The sequence below is a fragment of the Pseudomonas sp. BW16M2 genome, from assembly GCF_014268865.1.
Lineage (GTDB): Bacteria > Pseudomonadota > Gammaproteobacteria > Pseudomonadales > Pseudomonadaceae > Aquipseudomonas > Aquipseudomonas peradeniyensis.
Genome location: NZ_JABWRI010000012.1, coordinates 90,651 through 107,618, shown reverse-complemented (window position 1 = coordinate 107,618; position 16,968 = coordinate 90,651). Strand labels below are relative to the sequence as shown.

Sequence of the window (16,968 nt, the reverse complement as noted above, 5' to 3'; positions counted from 1 at the left end):
CGGCGCCCTTGTGGCTCAACTCATTCCCACTCGATGGTGGCCGGCGGCTTGCTCGACACGTCGTAGGTGACGCGGGAGATACCGTCGATTTCGTTGATGATGCGGCCGCTGACGGTTTCCAGCAGCTCGTACGGCAGGTGTGCCCAGCGCGCGGTCATGAAGTCCACGGTCTCGACGGCACGAAGGGCCACGACCCAGGCGTAGCGACGGCCGTCGCCGACGACGCCGACCGACTTGACCGGCTGGAACACCACGAACGCCTGGCTGGTCTTGTGGTACCAGTCGGCCTTGCGCAGTTCTTCGATGAAGATGTGGTCGGCGCGACGCAGGATGTCGGCGTATTCCTTCTTCACTTCGCCGAGGATGCGCACACCCAGGCCCGGGCCTGGGAACGGGTGGCGGTAGACCATGTCGTACGGCAGGCCCAGCTCCAGGCCGATCTTGCGCACTTCGTCCTTGAACAGCTCGCGCAGCGGCTCGACCAGCTTGAGGTTCATCTCCTCCGGCAGGCCACCGACGTTGTGGTGCGACTTGATCACGTGGGCCTTGCCGCTCTTGGCGCCGGCCGACTCGATCACGTCGGGGTAGATGGTGCCCTGGGCGAGGAACTGGATGTTCTCCAGCTTGCTGGCCTCGGCATCGAACACGTCGATGAAGGTGCGACCGATGATCTTGCGCTTCTTCTCAGGGTCGGCTTCGCCGGCCAGGTTGTCGAGGAACTGCTTCTCGGCATCGGCGCGGATGACCTTGACACCCATGTTCTCCTTGAACATGGCCATCACCTGGTCGCCTTCGTGCAGGCGCAGCAGGCCGTTGTCGACGAACACGCAGGTCAGCTGGTCGCCGATGGCACGGTGCAGCAGCGCGGCAACCACGGAGGAGTCGACGCCGCCGGACAGACCCAGCAGGACGTTGGCCGAACCGACCTGTGCACGTACCTGGGCGATGGCGTCTTCGACGATGTTCGAGGCGGTCCACAGGGCCTCACAGCCGCAGATGTCCTGGACGAAGCGCGACAGGATGCGACCGCCTTGCTTGGTGTGGGTCACTTCCGGGTGGAACTGCACGCCGTAGTAGCCCAGGGCGTCGTCGTACATGCCGGCGATCGGGCAGCTCGGGGTGCTGGCCAGTACGCTGAAGTTGCCCGGCATCTGGGTGACCTTGTCGCCGTGGCTCATCCACACGTCCAGGCCCAGCACGCCGTCGTCATCGACATGGTCTTCGATGCCGTCGAGCAGGCGGCTCTTGCCGACCACGTCGACGCGGGCGTAGCCGAACTCGCGCAGGTCGGAACCTTCGACCTTGCCGCCCATCTGCTCGGCCATGGTCTGCATGCCGTAGCAAATGCCCAGCACCGGGACCTTCAGGTCGAACACGGCCTGCGGGGCGCGTGGGCTGTTGGCTTCGTGGACCGACTCGGGGCCACCGGCCAGGATGATGCCGCGCGGGTTGAATTCGCGGATCGCTTCATCGTCCATGTCGAACGGGTGCAGTTCGCAGTACACGCCGATCTCGCGCACGCGGCGGGCGATCAGCTGGGTGTACTGGGAACCGAAATCGAGGATCAGGATGCGGTGAGCGTGAATGTCGAGGGCCATGACTCAATCTCGTCAGTGGAAATCGGAAACGACGCGGGGCTGTGTATGACAGCCCCGTTCGGTAATTGCTGGAAGCCTTAGCCTACGCGGTAGTTAGGGGCTTCTTTGGTGATCTGCACGTCATGCACGTGGGACTCGGCCATGCCGGCACCGGTGATGCGCACGAACTCCGGCTTGGTGCGCATCTCTTCGATGGTCGCGCTGCCGGTGTAGCCCATGGACGAACGCAGGCCGCCCATCAGCTGGTGGATGATCGCGGCCAGGGCGCCCTTGTACGGCACGCGGCCTTCGATGCCTTCCGGTACCAGCTTCTCGGCGCCGGCCGAGGAGTCCTGGAAGTAACGGTCGGAGGAGCCTTGCGCCTGTGCCATGGCACCCAGCGAGCCCATGCCGCGGTAAGCCTTGTAGGAACGGCCCTGGAACAGTTCGACTTCACCCGGGGCTTCTTCGGTACCGGCGAACATCGAGCCCATCATCACGCACGAGGCGCCGGCTACGATGGCCTTGGACAGGTCACCCGAGAAACGGATGCCGCCGTCGGCGATCAGCGGCACGCCAGTGCCTTCCAGTGCGGCGGCGACGTTGGCGATGGCGCTGATCTGCGGCACGCCGACACCGGCGACGATACGGGTGGTGCAGATCGAGCCCGGGCCGATACCGACCTTGACCGCGTCGGCGCCAGCTTCAGCCAGGGCCTTGGCGGCAGCGCCGGTGGCGATGTTGCCGCCGATCACCTGCACTTGCGGGTAGTTCTCTTTGACCCAGCGAACGCGGTCGATCACGCCTTTGGAGTGACCGTGGGCGGTGTCCACCACCACCACGTCAACGCCGGCGGCTACCAGGGCGGCAACGCGCTCGCCGGTGTCCTTGCCGGTGCCGACCGCGGCGCCGACGCGCAGGCGACCCTGGTCGTCCTTGCTGGCCAGCGGGTAGGCCTTGGCTTTTTCGATGTCCTTGACGGTCATCATGCCCTTGAGGGCGAACTTGTCGTCGACGATCAGGACTTTTTCCAGGCGGTGCTTGTGCAGCAGCTCGCGGACTTCGTTCTTGTCGGCGCCTTCGCGGACGGTGACCAGACGCTCTTTGGGGGTCATCACGTCGCGGACCTTGGCGTCCAGGCGGGTTTCGAAGCGCACGTCACGGGAGGTGACGATGCCGACCAGGTCGCCGTTCGCCAGCACCGGAACGCCGGAGATGTTGTTCAGGCGGGTCAGGTCGAACAGGTCGCGCACGGTGGCGTCGGCGTCGATGGTGATCGGGTCCTTGACCACGCCAGCCTCGAACTTCTTGACCTTGCGTACTTCGCCGGCCTGCTGCTCGATGGTCATGTTCTTGTGGATGATGCCGATGCCGCCTTCCTGGGCCATGGCGATGGCCAGGCGCGCTTCGGTCACGGTATCCATGGCGGCGGAGACCAGGGGAATGTTCAGCTCGATGCCACGAGTCAAACGGGTCTTGAGACTGACTTCATTGGGCAGTACCTCGGAGTAGCCAGGTACAAGGAGGATATCGTCGAAGGTCAGGGCTTCTTGGCTGATACGCAGCATCGCGGGGGCTCCCGGGAGGGAAAAATGGAAGCGCGCCATTATACCCATCCATGGCGCGCCGCTCAATGCAAAATAAGGGCCTTCGGTCAGCCGTGCGGCAGTTTTACCTGCACCACCGCCACCGGCTGGTCCAGCCAGTCGGCGAAGCTGTCGAGGAAGGCCTGGGTGAACCCGGCCTCGCCCCAGTTATTGAAGATGAACCCCAGGTTGGAAAAGGCACACGGCTGCAGGTAGAGGAAGCCATTGATGTCGTCCTCGAAGCCGCACAGCGGGCAGGTGAAGTTGTCGCTCACCCCCGGCATCCACTCCTCCAGGCTCTCGAACAGCGGCTCGCCCACCTCGCGCCGGCATTCCGGGCAGCCGGCCTCCTCGAGAAAACCGTCGGTGGGGGTGTAGATGCAGCGCTTGAGCATCACCTCCAGGCCATTGACCTGTGCGCCGAACGGCAGCTTCTCGGGGTGCAGGGCCACCTTGCGCGCCCCTTCGGCCAGGGCGTGGCCCATGCGGTTGCCGGTGCGGCCACAGGTGCTCAGTTGCTCCTCGACGATCTTTTCGCGCACCAGCCAGCGCAGGATGGCGCGGGCACGGGCTTCGTGAACCGGCACGGTGGACAGCTTGGGGACGATGATGCTCTGGGTGTTCATGCTTGAGGCGGGCCTGCGAACTGCGGTAGTGGCGCAATTCTACCGCCTGCTCAGGCGCTCAGGTAGCGACCGATCAACGCCAGGCCGCTGGCCAGCACCAGCCAGGTGACCAGCCGTACGAAGGCCTCGCGGGACAACCTCAGGGTCAGCCGTCGGCCCAGCCAGGTACCGACGAACATCACCGGCAGCAGGCAGGCGGCCAGCAGCAACAGGCTGGCGTCGGCATACACCCCGGCGATCAGGAACAGCGACAGGCGCACCACCGTGCTGCAACTGATCAGCGCGACCTGGGTCGCCCGCACTTGCTCCTTGGCCTCCAGCCGTGCGCTGAGGTAGATCGCGTATAAAAAACCACCACTGCCGAACAGGGCGCCGAACAAGCCACCCACCGTGCCCATGGGCACCGCCCAGGCGCCCGACAGGCTCGCCGGCCGCACCTTCACCGCCAGGCCATAGACCGCGTAGGCGGTGACGAACAGCCCCATCAGCAACAGCAGCACATCCGACCTCAGGCGCAGCAGGAACACCACGCCCAGCGTGCAACCCACGGCCATGAACGGCAGCAGCCTGAGCAGTTCGCCGCGCACCACGTCGCGCCGCGACGGCAGCAGGTTGCCGAAGGCGGCGACGAAGTCCAGCAGCACCAGCAACGGAACGATCCGCGACAGCGGCATGAAATGGATAAGCACGGGGCCGGCGACCAGCGCGGTGCCGAAGCCGGCGATGCCGAAGACGATATAGGCCACCCCCACCCCCAGCAGGATGGGTAGCCAGTCGAGCGTGGAAAACGACAGTTGAGCGAACATCGCGACAATTCCTTGGGAGACCCTGGAAGGTTAGCCAGCGACAAGCCATGCCGACTAATATGCCTTTACGCCATGAGCCATCTTGAAAAGGCATGACATGACCTCGATCCGCCAACTGCGCTACTTCGTCGAAATCGCCGAGGCCGGCAGCTTCAGCGCCGCCGCCGAGCGGCTGTACATCGCCCAGTCAGCCCTCAGCCGACAGATCAAGGAACTGGAGCTGCACCTGGGGTCCGCGCTGTTCGAACGCACCGCCCGCCAGCCACGGCTGACCGCCGCCGGGGTTGCCTTCCTCAACCGCGCCCGGCGCCTGCTGGCCGACCTGGACAAAGCCGAACGCCTGGCCCGCGAGGTCGGCCAGGGCCTGCGCGGCAGCCTGCGGCTGAATCACTCCAGTACCGTGCCGTTGACAGGTCAACTGCTGCAGCGCCTCGGCGGTTACCTGGAGGACAACCCCGGCGTCTCCCTGGAAATCGCCCAGCAATCGTCGGAGGCGCAACTGGAGGACATCGCCGAGGGCCGTCTGGAGATCGGCCTGCTGCGCCTGCCAGTGCTGCGCCAGCACGAGGGCGTGGAGCTGCATGCGTTGTTCGACGAGCCCCTGCTGCTGGCGGTAGCGGCAAGCCACCCTCTGGCCACGGCAGCCAGTGTTCAACTGGGTCAACTGCGCGAGGAGCGCTTCATTTCCATTCCCCATCGCCAGCGCGGCGGGTTGAGCTACCTGTCGGCGTCGCTGTGCATGAACGAGGGATTCTTTCCCCAGGCGGCGCAGGTGGTATCGCGCAAGACCACCCAACTGCAGCTGATCCAGGCTGGGTTCGGGGTGGCGTTGCTGCCCCAGAGCATGCGCGAGATCGCCCCGCCGGCGGTACGTTTCGTGTCGCTAGCCGAGGCGTGCCAAAGCACCGTGGCGCTGGCTTGTCGCCGGGGTGCCGGGGAGTTGGTGCGTCAGTTCGTGGCGATCATGCAAGGCTGAAAGCCTCTATCGCGGGGCAAGCCCGCTCCCACGCCCTAGGTCGGATGAGCGTGGGAGCGGGCTTGCCCCGCGATGAGGCCGGCACAGACAACCAGGCCTTCGGTCCTTTATGATGCCCGGCATGATCAGAGACCCTTTCGAACGACTCGGCCTGGACCGCGAGGTCCTCACCGTCAGCCAGCTCAACGGCCGCGCCCGCGTGCTGCTCGAGGACGTGTTCCGCAGCGTCTGGGTGGAAGGCGAGATTTCCAACCTCGCCCGCCCGGCCTCCGGCCACATGTACTTCACCCTCAAGGACAGCGGCGCGCAGATCCGCTGCGCGCTGTTCCGGCAGAACGCCGCCCGCGTGCGCCAGGCCCTGCGTGACGGTCTGGCGGTAAAGGTGCGCGGCAAGGTTTCGCTGTTCGAGGGCCGCGGCGACTACCAGCTGATCCTCGACACCGTCGAACCGGCCGGCGACGGCGCCCTGCGCCTGGCCTTCGAGGCGCTGAAGGAAAAGCTCGGCGCCGAGGGGCTGTTCAGCACCGAACGCAAGCAGCCGCTGCCGGCCCACCCGCGGCGCATCGGCATCGTCACCTCGCCCACCGGCGCGGTGATCCGCGACATCATCAGCGTGTTCCGGCGCCGCGCGCCGCAGGTCGAACTGAACCTGATCCCTACCGCCGTGCAAGGCCGCGAGGCCATCGCACAGATCGTCCGTGCCCTGCAGATGGCCGACCGGCAAGGCTTCGACGCGCTGATCCTGGCCCGTGGCGGCGGCTCGCTGGAAGACCTCTGGTGCTTCAACGAAGAGGCCGTGGCCCGTGCCGTGGCCGCCTGCGTGACGCCGATCGTCAGCGCCGTGGGCCATGAAACCGACGTGTCGATCAGCGACTTCGTCGCCGACGTGCGCGCCCCCACGCCTTCGGCCGCCGCCGAGCTGCTAGCCCCCGACAGCAGCGGCCTGCAGCAGCGCCTGGACAGTCTGCAGCGACGCCTGTTGCTGCGCATGCAGAGCCGCCTGGCCCATGACCGCCTGCGCGTCGAGGGCCTGGCCCGGCGTCTGCGCCACCCGGGCGAGCGCCTGCGCCAGCAGGCCCAGCGCCTGGATGACCTGGACATGCGCCTGCGCCGCGCCTTCGCGCTGACCATGAGCCAACGCCACGAACGCCTCGGCCGCCTGGACATGCGCCTTGCCGCGCAACACCCGGGACGCAACCTGAAACTGCTCAAGCAACGCCTGGACAGCCTGGCCGAACGCCTGCCACGGGCCATGCGCGACGTGCTCAAGGACCGCCGCCAACGCTTCCAGGCGCAGTTGCAGACGCTGCAGGTGGTCAGCCCATTGGCGACCCTCGCCCGCGGCTACAGCATCCTCCTCGACGAGCGCGGCCAGGCCATCCGCAGCGCCGCGCAGACCCACAACGGCCAACGCCTGACCGCCCGCCTTAATGAAGGCGAGCTCAAGGTGCGGGTCGAGGACAACCACCAGACTCCGGTCACCCTCTCGCTACTGGACTGACACATGCCCCGCCTGTTCGCGCCCCTGCTCGCCCTCGCCCTGCTGCTGCCGCTCACCGCGGCCCAGGCCAGCTACATCACCCGCGCCCTCGACAAGCCGGTGCCCGGCGGCGTGGCCGTGGTCAACCTGGGGCCGGCCGCCAGCGCGCCGAGCGCCCGCTTCGACGGCAAGCCGGTGCTGGTGGTGAAGGAGCAGGACAACTGGCTGGCCATCGTCGGCATCCCGCTCACCCAGAAGCCCGGCAGCGCCGTGCTCAGCCAGGGTGGGCGCGACATCCGCTTCAGCGTGGGCAGCAAGAAATACCCCGAACAGCACATCACCCTGAAGAACAAGCGCCAGGTCAACCCCGAGCCCGAGGACCTCAAGCGCATCGACCGCGAGCTGGCCGAGCAGGTCAAGGCCTACCGCAGCTTCAGCCCGACCCTGCCGAGCAACCTGATCCTCGACAAGCCGGTCAACGGCCCGCTGTCGAGCAAGTTCGGCGTGCGCCGCTTCTTCAACGGCGAGGAGCGCAACCCTCATGCGGGCCTTGACTTCGCCGTGCCGGCCGGCACGCCGATCAAGACCCCGGCCAACGGCAAGGTGGTCCTGGTGGGCGACTACTTCTTCAATGGCCGCACGGTGTTCGTCGACCATGGCCAGGGCTTCATCAGCATGTTCTGCCACATGTCGAAGATCGACGTGAAGCCGGGGCAGGTGCTACGCCGGGGCGAGGTGGTCGGCCGCGTGGGCTCGACCGGCCGGGCCACCGGGCCGCACATGCACTGGAACGTCAGCCTCAACGATGCGCGGGTGGATCCTGCGATTTTCATCGGCGCGTTCCAGCCCTGAAGGCGTAATCGCGAGGCCAGCCCACTCCCACGCAGCCAACGGTGGCATCGTGGGAGCGGGCTTGCCCCGCGGTTTGCGCAATGAAAAAACATCACGCAATAAAATCTCAACAAGACCTAATTAGCAGCCACAAAAACACATAAGCATCGTTTTTTTAAGCATTCCTCTCAATTTTCCCGCAATGCTTGCCATCCCCCAACCCACTGGTTAGGGTTGAGCCTATGAACATCTTCAGCACCCTGCTCCGACAACACCGCAGCCTCTGCCTGGTCAGCGCCCGACTACCAGGGTGAATCGCGTCGCCTCGCCTTTTTCTCTCGTTTTCGTTTGGCAGGCCCGATCACGGCCGCACATAAAAGGATTGCTTCCATGACCATGCTCAAAGACCCATCGAAGAAATACCGCGCGTTCCCGACCATCGACCTGCCCGACCGTACCTGGCCGTCGAAGACCATCACCCAGGCACCGATCTGGTGCAGTTCCGACCTGCGTGATGGCAACCAGTCGCTGATCGAGCCGATGGACTCTGAGAAGAAGCTGCGGTTCTGGAAGACTCTGGTGCAGGTGGGCGTGAAGGAGATCGAAGCGTCGTTCCCGTCGGCCTCGCAGACCGACTTCGACTTCGTGCGCACCCTGATCGAAGACGGCCACATCCCGGACGACACCACCATCCAGGTGCTGACCCAGGCCCGTGAAGACCTGATCGCCCGTACCTTCGAGTCCCTGCGCGGGGCCAAGAAGGCCATCGTGCACCTGTACAACGCCACCTGCCCGTCGTTCCGCCGCATCGTCTTCAACCAGGACAAGCAAGGCGTGAAGGACATCGCGGTCAACGCCGCCAAGCTGTTCGTCAAGTACGCCGCCCAGCAGCCGAACACCCAGTGGACCTTCCAGTACTCGCCTGAAACCTTCAGCGCCACCGAACTGGAATTCGCCAAGGAAGTGTGCGACGCGGTGATCGAGGTGTGGAACCCGACCCCCGAGCACAAGATCATCCTCAACCTGCCTGCCACCGTCGAAGTCGCCACGCCGAACGTCTACGCCGACCAGATCGAATGGTTCTGCCGCAACATCAACCGTCGCGACAGCGTGATCATCAGCCTGCACACCCACAACGACCGTGGCACCGGCATCGCCGCCACCGAGCTGGGCCTGATGGCCGGCGCCGACCGTGCCGAAGGCTGCCTGTTCGGCAACGGTGAGCGTACCGGCAACGTCGACCTGGTGACCCTGGCGCTGAACCTCTATACCCAGGGCATCGACCCGCAGCTGGACTTCTCCGACATCGACGGCGTGCGCAAGGTCGTCGAGGAGTGCAACCAGCTGCCGGTGCACCCGCGTCACCCGTACGTCGGCGACCTGGTCCACACCGCCTTCTCCGGCTCGCACCAGGACGCCATCCGCAAGGGCTTCGCCAAGCAGCAGGACGGCGAACTGTGGGAAGTGCCGTACCTGCCGATCGACCCGGCCGACATCGGCCGCAGCTACGAGGCGGTGATCCGCGTCAACAGCCAGTCGGGCAAGGGCGGCATCACCTACCTGCTCGAGCAGGAGTACGGCATCAGCCTGCCGCGCCGCATGCAGATCGAATTCAGCCAGGTGGTACAGGGCGAGACCGACCGTCTCGGCCTGGAAATGACCGCCGAGCAGATCTACAAGCTGCTGCAGAAGGAATACCTCCAGGCCAATGCACCGTATGCGCTGGTCAGCCACCGCCTGCAGGAAGAGAACGGCAGCAGCCACGTGCAGGTGGAAGTCTCCGGTGAAGGCGAGACCACCCTGCACTGGCACGGTAAAGGTAACGGCGCCCTGGAAGCGCTGGTCGCCGGCCTGCCGGTCAGCGTGGAGATCATGGACTACAACGAGCACGCCATCGGCGCCGGCACCAACGCCAAGGCGGCAGCGTACATCGAGCTGCGTGTGGCCGGTGGGCGTCCGGTGCATGGCGTGGGCATCGACGAGAACATCACCACCGCCAGCTTCAAGGCGCTGTTCAGCGCGCTGAACCGGTCGCTGAGCCAGCAGCAGGCCAAAGCGGCTTGATGCGCTGATCGATCAGAAGAGCCCGCAGAGATGCGGGCTTTTTTGTGCGCGCTGGATGAGATTAGCAGGCTGCAGAGAGCGGGCCATCATTTGGCCTTCATTCATGGGTATACTGCGCGAGCCCTCCCCCACTCATGCAAGGAGCACCATGAGCTATTGCCTGGCGCGCGCACCGCGCCACCGCCCGCTGGAATGCAATCGATGAGCATCCCATTGAGTGAACGGATCGGCGCCATGGGGCTGGTTGACCAACTGCGTCATCGCGAAATGGCCATCCAGGAGCACCTTGACTTGCCTCGGCGCCGGGCCGAAGTGGCCGAAGGCATTCGCACTTACTACCAGAGCCATGGCATCGCCTTCGACGAAGCAACGGTCGAGGAAGGCGTACGTCAATTCTTCGCACGACGTCTCGAATTCCAGGCCCCTGCACTGGGCTTCACGCAACGCCTGCTGACCCGCCTGGCCATGGCCTACCGAGCGCTGCTAAAAGGCGTGGCCTACAGTGTGCTGCTGATTGCCTTGGGCCTGGGCACGCTCTTTCTGGTAGAGAGTGGACTAAACATTCGGGCGGGCCTGCGCGCCGACCAACTGGCCATCGACGTCCAGCAGTTGCAGATGGACTTAGCTGCGCAGCGCCAGCGTTTGGAACAATCCAAGGCACGTCAGGCACGCCAAACGGTTCCAGTGGTGGCGGATCTGCTCGTCAAGGTCGAGCGCCTGCTGCCCAGCCCCAGCCAATCATTGACTGTCGCGCGACCCGATCCGATCACCAGCGACAATCGCCCCCCCCTCAATGCCCGAATAGAACAAGCGTATTTCGAGTTGGCCGGCTCGCGAAACAACCTGGCAAAAGCCAGAAAACGACTCAACCGCGTGGAGCACGTCTACATCAGCCTCGACCGGCAGCAGCAACTGCAGGATCGCCTGAATGCCATGCCGCTGCCCAAGGCCGATCATGACCAACTGGCTGACTGGCTCAACCGTGCCGGTGAAGATATCGCCAAGCTGCAACTGGAAAAGGCCGACGCCAGCCTCGACGCAGTGAAGGACTACCTGATTTACGCCGCAGAACCCCTGACCATCGAGCTGATCGATCGCCCCGGCATCAAATCGGGTGTGGAGCGCTGTTACGAAAACGCCGGCTGCAACCCGAACAGCACCCGAGGCAAAAGCTGGTATCTGATCGTCGAACCCTTCGACGCTGCCGGTAAGCAGACGTGGGTGCCGGTGACCAGCGTGGAGACCGGCAAGACCCGTTGGGCCAATCGTTTCGGAGTCCGCGTCAGTTACGACGAATACCTGCGGGTCCGGCAGGACAAGCTCGAAGATGGCCATATCAGCCAACGCCTGATCGGCAGAAAACCGGTGAACAACCTGAGCATACACTTCAGCCAGAGCACCAACGCTACCTCTGACATGATTCTGGAATGGTAATGCCATGACACCGATCGCCCTTGTCAATGCGCTCGAACACAACTCGCGCCAGACCGAACAGACCATGCGTGAGGCGGAGCAGGCGCTGTATGCCCAGCTCGATCAGGAAGCCCGACTGGAAGACCAGATCACCTCGAAGCTGGGCCAGATCGCCACCCTGCAGTTGAATATCGACCCCGACCAGGACTTGCAGACGCGGCTGTTGTTCGAGCAGCGCACACACGCCCGAGCGATCCTGGTCCAGGCGCTCGAACGAGTCGAGCAGCAGATAGCCGCCCGACTGGACAAACGGCAGCAGGTGCGCAGTGATCTCGGCCAACTCGATGCCCAGGCACAGCGTTTGCTCGACCAGGACCCTGCTTTCGCCCAACTGCTGGAACAACTGAATGCAGCCCGGCAAGCCGAACAGCAGTCCGATGCGGGCTACGAGGAAATCCGCAACGAGTGCGCCAACAAGCTGGAGGGTTACAAGAGCAACCCGCTCTACCGTTTTCTCAAGGCCTGTAGCTATGGGACCGAACAATACCGGCCTTACCCCTTCCAGCGCGCACTGGACAACTACCTGGCGCGCAAGGTCGACTTTCACGTCAACCACGCCAACGAACAGACCTTGCTGGCCATGTACGCGCGCAACGAGACCCAGCGCCAGACCCTCGCCCAGGCGCGGCAGCAATTGCAGGCGCAACACCAGCAGCATCTGGAAAAAGCCCGAGAAGCAGCTGGCATGCAGGCCTTGCAGGCCGAGGAACAGGAGCTGGAAGTGTTGTTGAGCGAGGCCAAGGCCGACGCCAGCTCGCTGCATGCTCAACTGGCCGACTTCAATCAGCAACGCGATCCCCATCTGTTGCAGATTCGCCAGAGCATCACCGACAGGCTCAGGGCGCGCCCCTTGGCCGAGCTGATCATCGAGGCCGCCAGGACACCTAGCCCGGACGACGATGTCCTGGTAGGCGACCTGCAGTTGCTGCACGCGCGGCTACGGGAGATTCAGCAACCGCTGAGGAGCCTGCGCGACCAGAGTGACAACCAGCGCCAACGCTATAACCGGGCCAAGACTCTGGAGTACGCGCTGCGCGATGCCCATCACCGCGATAAAAGCCATGTGTACCAGCTGCAGCGGCCCATCGAAGAAATACTCGACGACTACATGCGCGGCCAGCTGGAACAGGCCGACGTGCAGCGCTTGCTCGATGAAGGCCGGCAGTTCGTGTCGCCACAGCTTCCGGATGACGACCGGAGCAACTCGACCAGCTCCCATGGCAGCAGCTTCTCCACGTCAGGCAGTTTCGGTGGAAGCGGTTTCAGCACCTCCAGCAGTTCCGGCGGTGGTGGTTTCCGTACAACCAACAGTTTCTGAATCGCGCAACTCAATTGCAGATACCCACTCAGGCAAGGATCACCATGAGCCAATACCTCGAACGCGCCCTCGACGGCCTGCGCAAAATCGGCATCGCCTTCGGTCAGGCGCCCCAGCCAGCGCCAGTACTGACCCTGCTGGACAAGGTCGCGCACTACGACAACCAGCGTGTCACCGGCATCGCCGCAGTACTGCAGCAGGCGTCACTATTCAACCAGACCGTACGCGAGCAGATCGCCGGGATGGATATCTCTCACCGCTACATGGATATCACCGACAGCTTCACGTCAATTCGTGAAGATGCGGCTGCCATGGCCACATGGATGGACGATGGTCGCCTGGATACCCTCGAACGCCTCAAGCTGGCCTGGATGCGCATGCTGCGAGGCTCGATCCCGAGCCGTTTCGAGGACATCCGCAAGCACTACCTCGAGGTGTGCGCGGCCGCCAGCGACCAGATCACCCGCGAAAGCCTGATCCTGGAAGCCTACATGGACTTCCGCCTGGCCATGAAGACTGCCGAGGTCGATGCCCAGCAAGTACTGGCCATCGCAGGGCAGTCCCTGCAGGAGTGCACCCGTGCCCTGGACACCGCCAACGCTAGCGTGGCTGCGGCCGCAAGCGAAGCGCCCGCCCGCATCGCGGCACTGGAGCTGGTGCGTGACGAAGCGGTGCGAGCCCTGCAGAACGAAGACAAAAGCTACCAGATCGTCAAGGATATCGCTGACGACCTACGGGTTGGCTACAACACCGCCGAGATGGTTTTTGCCCGTATCAGCCAGGTGCATGTGGTCAAGGAGCGTCAGTACCAGCGAATGGTGTCGTTCTTCGCCACCAACGAAATCGTGCTCACCAGCCTTGCGGTTTCGTTCACCGCCAACCAGGGCATGGCCGAGGCCACCCATACCCTCAACGCCACTACCGCCGGTATCAACAAGGGCCTGGAAGCCCTGGGCGAGCTGGGCAACCAGCAACTGGGGGCGGCGATGAAAGCCAGCTATGGCTCGACCCTGCGCGTCGAATCGGTGCGCGCCCTGGCCCAGGCCACCCTGGATTTCCAGAATGACATGAAAGGCCTCACCGAAACCTACCGGGCCGAGTCGACCAAGGCAGCGCTGGAGATCTCCAACGCCGTAGAAGACGCCAAACGCGCCTTTTCCAGTTTGCTGACCAAAGCCTCGCAGTAAGCAGCCCCGTCAGCCAACCCAAACGCGGAAAACCTTCAGGCAAAAAAAAGGGGCGCCGACCAAGCGCCCCACAAGCCGTGTAGCACACAACGAAATCTGTCAGTCCAGCAATGCCATCGCCTCGGCGCTGCACGCCTCGATCCGCGCCCAGTCGCCGTTCTTGATCCAGCTGCTGTCGAGCATCCAGGTGCCGCCCACGCACATCACATTGGGCAGGGCCATGTAGTTGCGCACGTTGGCCGGATTCACCCCGCCGGTTGGGCAGAAGCGAATGTCGCCGAACGGGCCGGCAAAGGCCTTGATCGCCGCCACGCCACCACTGATCTCCGCTGGGAACAGCTTGAAGCGACGGTAGCCGAGGGCATAGCCCATCATGATCTCCGACGGCGTGCTGATGCCCGGCAGCAGCGGAATGTCGCTGTCCACGCCCGCTTCGAGGATGTCCTGGGTGATGCCCGGGGTGACGACGAACTGCGCGCCCGCGGCCTCGACGGCGGCGAACATGCCACGGTCGAGCACGGTACCGGCGCCGACGCACAGCTCGGGGCGCTGCTCGCGCAGCACCTGGATGGCCTTCAGGCCGTGCTGCGAGCGCAGGGTCACTTCCAGGGTGCGGATGCCGCCGGCGGCCAGGGCGTCGGCCAGGGGCAGGATGTCCTCCTCACGGGCGATGGTGATCACCGGCAGGATGCGCGCCTTGTCGCAGATCGCGTCGATCCGCGCGGCTTTGTCGGCCATCGAGAGCAAAGGCTGTGGGCGTTCGAGGGTGGTCATGACAATGGGTCCTTGGCTCATGGGCACCAGTAGATGTCCAGGGGGTCGTGAAGAAAGGCGCGAATCGGCATTTCGGTAGGGTCTTCGGCCGCCAGGGCGGCACGCAGGGTGGCGAGCTTGCCCGCGCCTTGCACGGACAGCGCGATGAAGCCGGCGCTGGCCAGCAGCGCGCGGGTCATGCTCAGGCGCTGGTGCGGCACGCTCGGCGCCAGCATCGGCAGGCAGCGACGCTCGCCAACCTTGGCCAGGCCCTGGCGCAGGTTGGGGCTGGCCGGGAACAGCGAGGCCGTGTGGCCGTCGTCGCCCATGCCCAGCACCAGCACATCGATCGGCGGCAGGTCGGCGAGCACCTGGTCGGCCTGCTCGGCGGCGGCCTCCAGGGTCGCGGCGCTCTGGTACAAGCCGATGAACCGCGCCTTGGCCGCACCGCCCTTGAACAGATGACGGGACAGCAGGCCGGCGTTACTGTCGTCGTGTTCCACCGGCACCCAGCGCTCGTCCGCCAGGCTCACGGTGACCTTCGACCAGTCCAGCGCCTCTGCCGCCAGTTTCTCGAGAAACGGCACCGGGCTGCGGCCGCCGGACAGCACCACGCAGGCCTGGCCCTTGCTGGCGATGGCCTGGCGCAGGCGCTCGGCCACATCACGGGCCAGGGTCGCCGCCTGGGTTTTTGCATCAGTCAGCTGATGTGCCTTCACCGTCGCCGGCAGTTGCAGTTCAGATATCGCCATACCAGGCCCTCCCATCGCGAGTGATCAATGCAATCGAGCTCATCGGCCCCCAGGAACCGGCCGCATAGGGCTTGGGCGCGTCGCCGCTGGTCTTCCAGCCGGCGATCAGCTGATCGCACCATTTCCAGGCGTATTCGATCTCGTCCTTGCGCACGAACAGGTTCTGGTTGCCGCGCATCACTTCCAGCAGCAGACGCTCGTAGGCGTCCGGAATCCGCGCGCTGCGCCAGGTGTCGGAGAAGTTCAGCTGCAGCGGGCCGCTGCGCAGCTGCATGCCCTTGTCCAGGCCCTGCTCCTTGGTCATCACCCGCAGCGAAATGCCTTCGTCCGGCTGCAGGCGGATGATCAGCTTGTTGCCGATCTGCAAACGCTGTTCCGGAGCGAAGATGTAGTGCGGGGTTTCCTTGAAATGGATGACGATCTGCGACAGCTTCTGCGGCATGCGCTTGCCGGTGCGCAGGTAGAACGGCACGCCCGACCAGCGCCAGTTGCGGATATCGGCGCGCAGGGCGACGAAGGTCTCGGTGTCGCTCTGGGCGTTGGCGTTGTCCTCTTCCAGGTAGCCCGGCACCGGCTTGCCGTCGCTGAAACCGGCGATGTACTGGCCGCGCACCACATGGGTGCTCAGGCCTTCGCCGGTGATCGGCGCCAGTGCCTTGAGCACCTTGACCTTCTCGTCGCGGATGCTGTCGGCCGACAGGTCGCTGGGCGGGTCCATGGCGATCAGGCAAAGCAGCTGCAGCAGGTGGTTCTGGATCATGTCGCGCAGCTGGCCGGCCTTGTCGAAGTAACCCCAGCGGCCCTCGATGCCAACCTTCTCGGCGACGGTGATCTCCACATGGGAAATGGAATTCTGGTTCCACTGGGTTTCGAACAGGCTGTTGGCGAAACGCAGGGCGATCAGGTTCTGCACCGTCTCCTTGCCCAGGTAGTGGTCGATGCGATAGACCCGGCTCTCGGGGAAGAACCGCGCCACGGCGTCGTTGACCCGGCGCGACGACTCCAGGTCGTGGCCGATGGGCTTTTCCAGCACCACGCGGGTGCGCGAGGCCAGTCCGGCCTTGTCGAGGTTCTCGCAGATCGCGCCGTAGACCGCCGCCGCCGTGGCGAAGTAGGCAATGAGCGGCTGCCCGCTCGGCGCCTGTTCGGCCAGGGCCTGGTAGCCCTCGGGTTCGACGAAGTCCAGGTGCAGGTAGCTCAGGCGCCCGAGGAAGCGCCCCAGGGAAGCGGCATCGATCTCGGCCTCCGGCACATGGCGGCGCAGATGGGCTTCGATGCTGTTCAGGTGTTCCTGCACGCCGCCCGGCTCGCGGGCCAGGGCCAGCAGGCGGGTGTCCGGGTGCAGGAGGTCGGCGCGGTCGAGCTGGTAGAGCGCGGGAAACAGCTTGCGCAATGCCAGGTCGCCTAAGGCGCCAAAGAGGGCGAAGGTGCAGGGTTCGACACTGATCGCGGCCATGATGTTGGTTCTTTTATAAATGTTGGACTAGGAATACCGGTTTCAACCCTGCTTTTCAAGGGTTAATGTAGTAAAAACCACAA

At 64.6% G+C, this 16,968-nt stretch carries 14 protein-coding genes; 7 read left to right on the top strand and 7 right to left on the bottom strand.

Annotated elements, in window-relative coordinates; all coding sequences use genetic code 11:
- Window positions 1-20: 20 nt before the first annotated feature.
- The 4 genes from guaA to HU735_RS13485 all read right to left on the bottom strand — a co-directional run bounded on the left by guaA (window position 21) and on the right by HU735_RS13485 (window position 4,595).
- A complete protein-coding gene (gene guaA, locus HU735_RS13500; protein WP_186658345.1) occupies window positions 21-1,598 on the bottom strand; it encodes a glutamine-hydrolyzing GMP synthase in 1,578 nt (525 codons plus the stop codon).
- Between the two features lie 77 nt (window positions 1,599-1,675).
- Window positions 1,676-3,145, bottom strand: coding sequence for an IMP dehydrogenase (gene guaB / locus HU735_RS13495; RefSeq protein ID WP_186713895.1), 1,470 nt, complete (start codon window positions 3,143-3,145; stop codon window positions 1,676-1,678).
- Between the two features lie 86 nt (window positions 3,146-3,231).
- Complete coding sequence (locus HU735_RS13490; RefSeq protein ID WP_186713894.1) at window positions 3,232-3,789, bottom strand: sugar ABC transporter ATPase; 558 nt, start codon at window positions 3,787-3,789, stop codon at window positions 3,232-3,234.
- A 50-nt stretch (window positions 3,790-3,839) separates the two neighbouring features.
- Complete coding sequence (locus tag HU735_RS13485; RefSeq protein WP_186713893.1) at window positions 3,840-4,595, bottom strand: sulfite exporter TauE/SafE family protein; 756 nt, start codon at window positions 4,593-4,595, stop codon at window positions 3,840-3,842.
- A 97-nt stretch (window positions 4,596-4,692) separates the two neighbouring features.
- Between HU735_RS13485 and HU735_RS13480 the strand changes: the two genes are divergently transcribed.
- From HU735_RS13480 to HU735_RS13450, 7 genes are all read left to right on the top strand, one after another.
- Window positions 4,693-5,571 carry a LysR substrate-binding domain-containing protein gene (locus tag HU735_RS13480; RefSeq protein WP_186713892.1) on the top strand — a complete coding sequence of 293 codons (879 nt, stop codon included), beginning with the start codon at window positions 4,693-4,695 and terminating at the stop codon, window positions 5,569-5,571.
- Between the two features lie 121 nt (window positions 5,572-5,692).
- Window positions 5,693-7,072: an exodeoxyribonuclease VII large subunit gene (gene xseA / locus HU735_RS13475; protein ID WP_186713891.1), complete on the top strand. Its 1,380-nt coding sequence runs from the start codon at window positions 5,693-5,695 to the stop codon at window positions 7,070-7,072.
- A 3-nt stretch (window positions 7,073-7,075) separates the two neighbouring features.
- Complete coding sequence (locus HU735_RS13470; RefSeq protein ID WP_186713890.1) at window positions 7,076-7,903, top strand: M23 family metallopeptidase; 828 nt, start codon at window positions 7,076-7,078, stop codon at window positions 7,901-7,903.
- Between the two features lie 369 nt (window positions 7,904-8,272).
- Window positions 8,273-9,946: a 2-isopropylmalate synthase gene (gene leuA / locus HU735_RS13465; protein WP_186713889.1), complete on the top strand. Its 1,674-nt coding sequence runs from the start codon at window positions 8,273-8,275 to the stop codon at window positions 9,944-9,946.
- A 201-nt stretch (window positions 9,947-10,147) separates the two neighbouring features.
- Window positions 10,148-11,380 (top strand): DUF6384 family protein, encoded by a 1,233-nt coding sequence (locus tag HU735_RS13460; RefSeq protein WP_186713888.1) that lies wholly within the window; start codon window positions 10,148-10,150, stop codon window positions 11,378-11,380.
- A gap of 4 nt (window positions 11,381-11,384) precedes the next feature.
- On the top strand, window positions 11,385-12,737 hold the full coding sequence (locus tag HU735_RS13455) for a hypothetical protein (protein ID WP_186713887.1): 1,353 nt from the start codon (window positions 11,385-11,387) through the stop codon (window positions 12,735-12,737).
- Window positions 12,738-12,781: 44 nt separating this feature from the next.
- Window positions 12,782-13,924, top strand: coding sequence for a merozoite surface protein 3b (locus HU735_RS13450; RefSeq protein ID WP_186713886.1), 1,143 nt, complete (start codon window positions 12,782-12,784; stop codon window positions 13,922-13,924).
- Window positions 13,925-14,023: 99 nt separating this feature from the next.
- Here the strand turns inward: HU735_RS13450 and HU735_RS13445 are convergent, their stop codons facing one another.
- From HU735_RS13445 to zwf, 3 genes are read right to left on the bottom strand one after another with little or no spacing between them, the layout of a single operon-like run.
- Window positions 14,024-14,698: a bifunctional 4-hydroxy-2-oxoglutarate aldolase/2-dehydro-3-deoxy-phosphogluconate aldolase gene (locus HU735_RS13445; RefSeq protein WP_050704151.1), complete on the bottom strand. Its 675-nt coding sequence runs from the start codon at window positions 14,696-14,698 to the stop codon at window positions 14,024-14,026.
- A gap of 17 nt (window positions 14,699-14,715) precedes the next feature.
- On the bottom strand, window positions 14,716-15,429 hold the full coding sequence (pgl, locus tag HU735_RS13440) for a 6-phosphogluconolactonase (RefSeq protein ID WP_186713885.1): 714 nt from the start codon (window positions 15,427-15,429) through the stop codon (window positions 14,716-14,718).
- Window positions 15,416-16,885, bottom strand: coding sequence for a glucose-6-phosphate dehydrogenase (gene zwf / locus HU735_RS13435; protein ID WP_186713884.1), 1,470 nt, complete (start codon window positions 16,883-16,885; stop codon window positions 15,416-15,418). The genes pgl and zwf overlap by 14 nt, the downstream gene beginning before the upstream one ends.
- Window positions 16,886-16,968: the final 83 nt, after the last annotated feature.

Coding starts and splice junctions, on each gene's coding strand:
- guaA (WP_186658345.1), bottom strand. CDS start 1,598: ATGGCCCTCGACATTCACGCTCACCGCATCCTGATCCTCGATTTCGGT.
- guaB (WP_186713895.1), bottom strand. CDS start 3,145: ATGCTGCGTATCAGCCAAGAAGCCCTGACCTTCGACGATATCCTCCTT.
- HU735_RS13490 (WP_186713894.1), bottom strand. CDS start 3,789: ATGAACACCCAGAGCATCATCGTCCCCAAGCTGTCCACCGTGCCGGTT.
- HU735_RS13485 (WP_186713893.1), bottom strand. CDS start 4,595: ATGTTCGCTCAACTGTCGTTTTCCACGCTCGACTGGCTACCCATCCTG.
- HU735_RS13480 (WP_186713892.1), top strand. CDS start 4,693: ATGACCTCGATCCGCCAACTGCGCTACTTCGTCGAAATCGCCGAGGCC.
- xseA (WP_186713891.1), top strand. CDS start 5,693: ATGATCAGAGACCCTTTCGAACGACTCGGCCTGGACCGCGAGGTCCTC.
- HU735_RS13470 (WP_186713890.1), top strand. CDS start 7,076: ATGCCCCGCCTGTTCGCGCCCCTGCTCGCCCTCGCCCTGCTGCTGCCG.
- leuA (WP_186713889.1), top strand. CDS start 8,273: ATGACCATGCTCAAAGACCCATCGAAGAAATACCGCGCGTTCCCGACC.
- HU735_RS13460 (WP_186713888.1), top strand. CDS start 10,148: ATGAGCATCCCATTGAGTGAACGGATCGGCGCCATGGGGCTGGTTGAC.
- HU735_RS13455 (WP_186713887.1), top strand. CDS start 11,385: ATGACACCGATCGCCCTTGTCAATGCGCTCGAACACAACTCGCGCCAG.
- HU735_RS13450 (WP_186713886.1), top strand. CDS start 12,782: ATGAGCCAATACCTCGAACGCGCCCTCGACGGCCTGCGCAAAATCGGC.
- HU735_RS13445 (WP_050704151.1), bottom strand. CDS start 14,698: ATGACCACCCTCGAACGCCCACAGCCTTTGCTCTCGATGGCCGACAAA.
- pgl (WP_186713885.1), bottom strand. CDS start 15,429: ATGGCGATATCTGAACTGCAACTGCCGGCGACGGTGAAGGCACATCAG.
- zwf (WP_186713884.1), bottom strand. CDS start 16,885: ATGGCCGCGATCAGTGTCGAACCCTGCACCTTCGCCCTCTTTGGCGCC.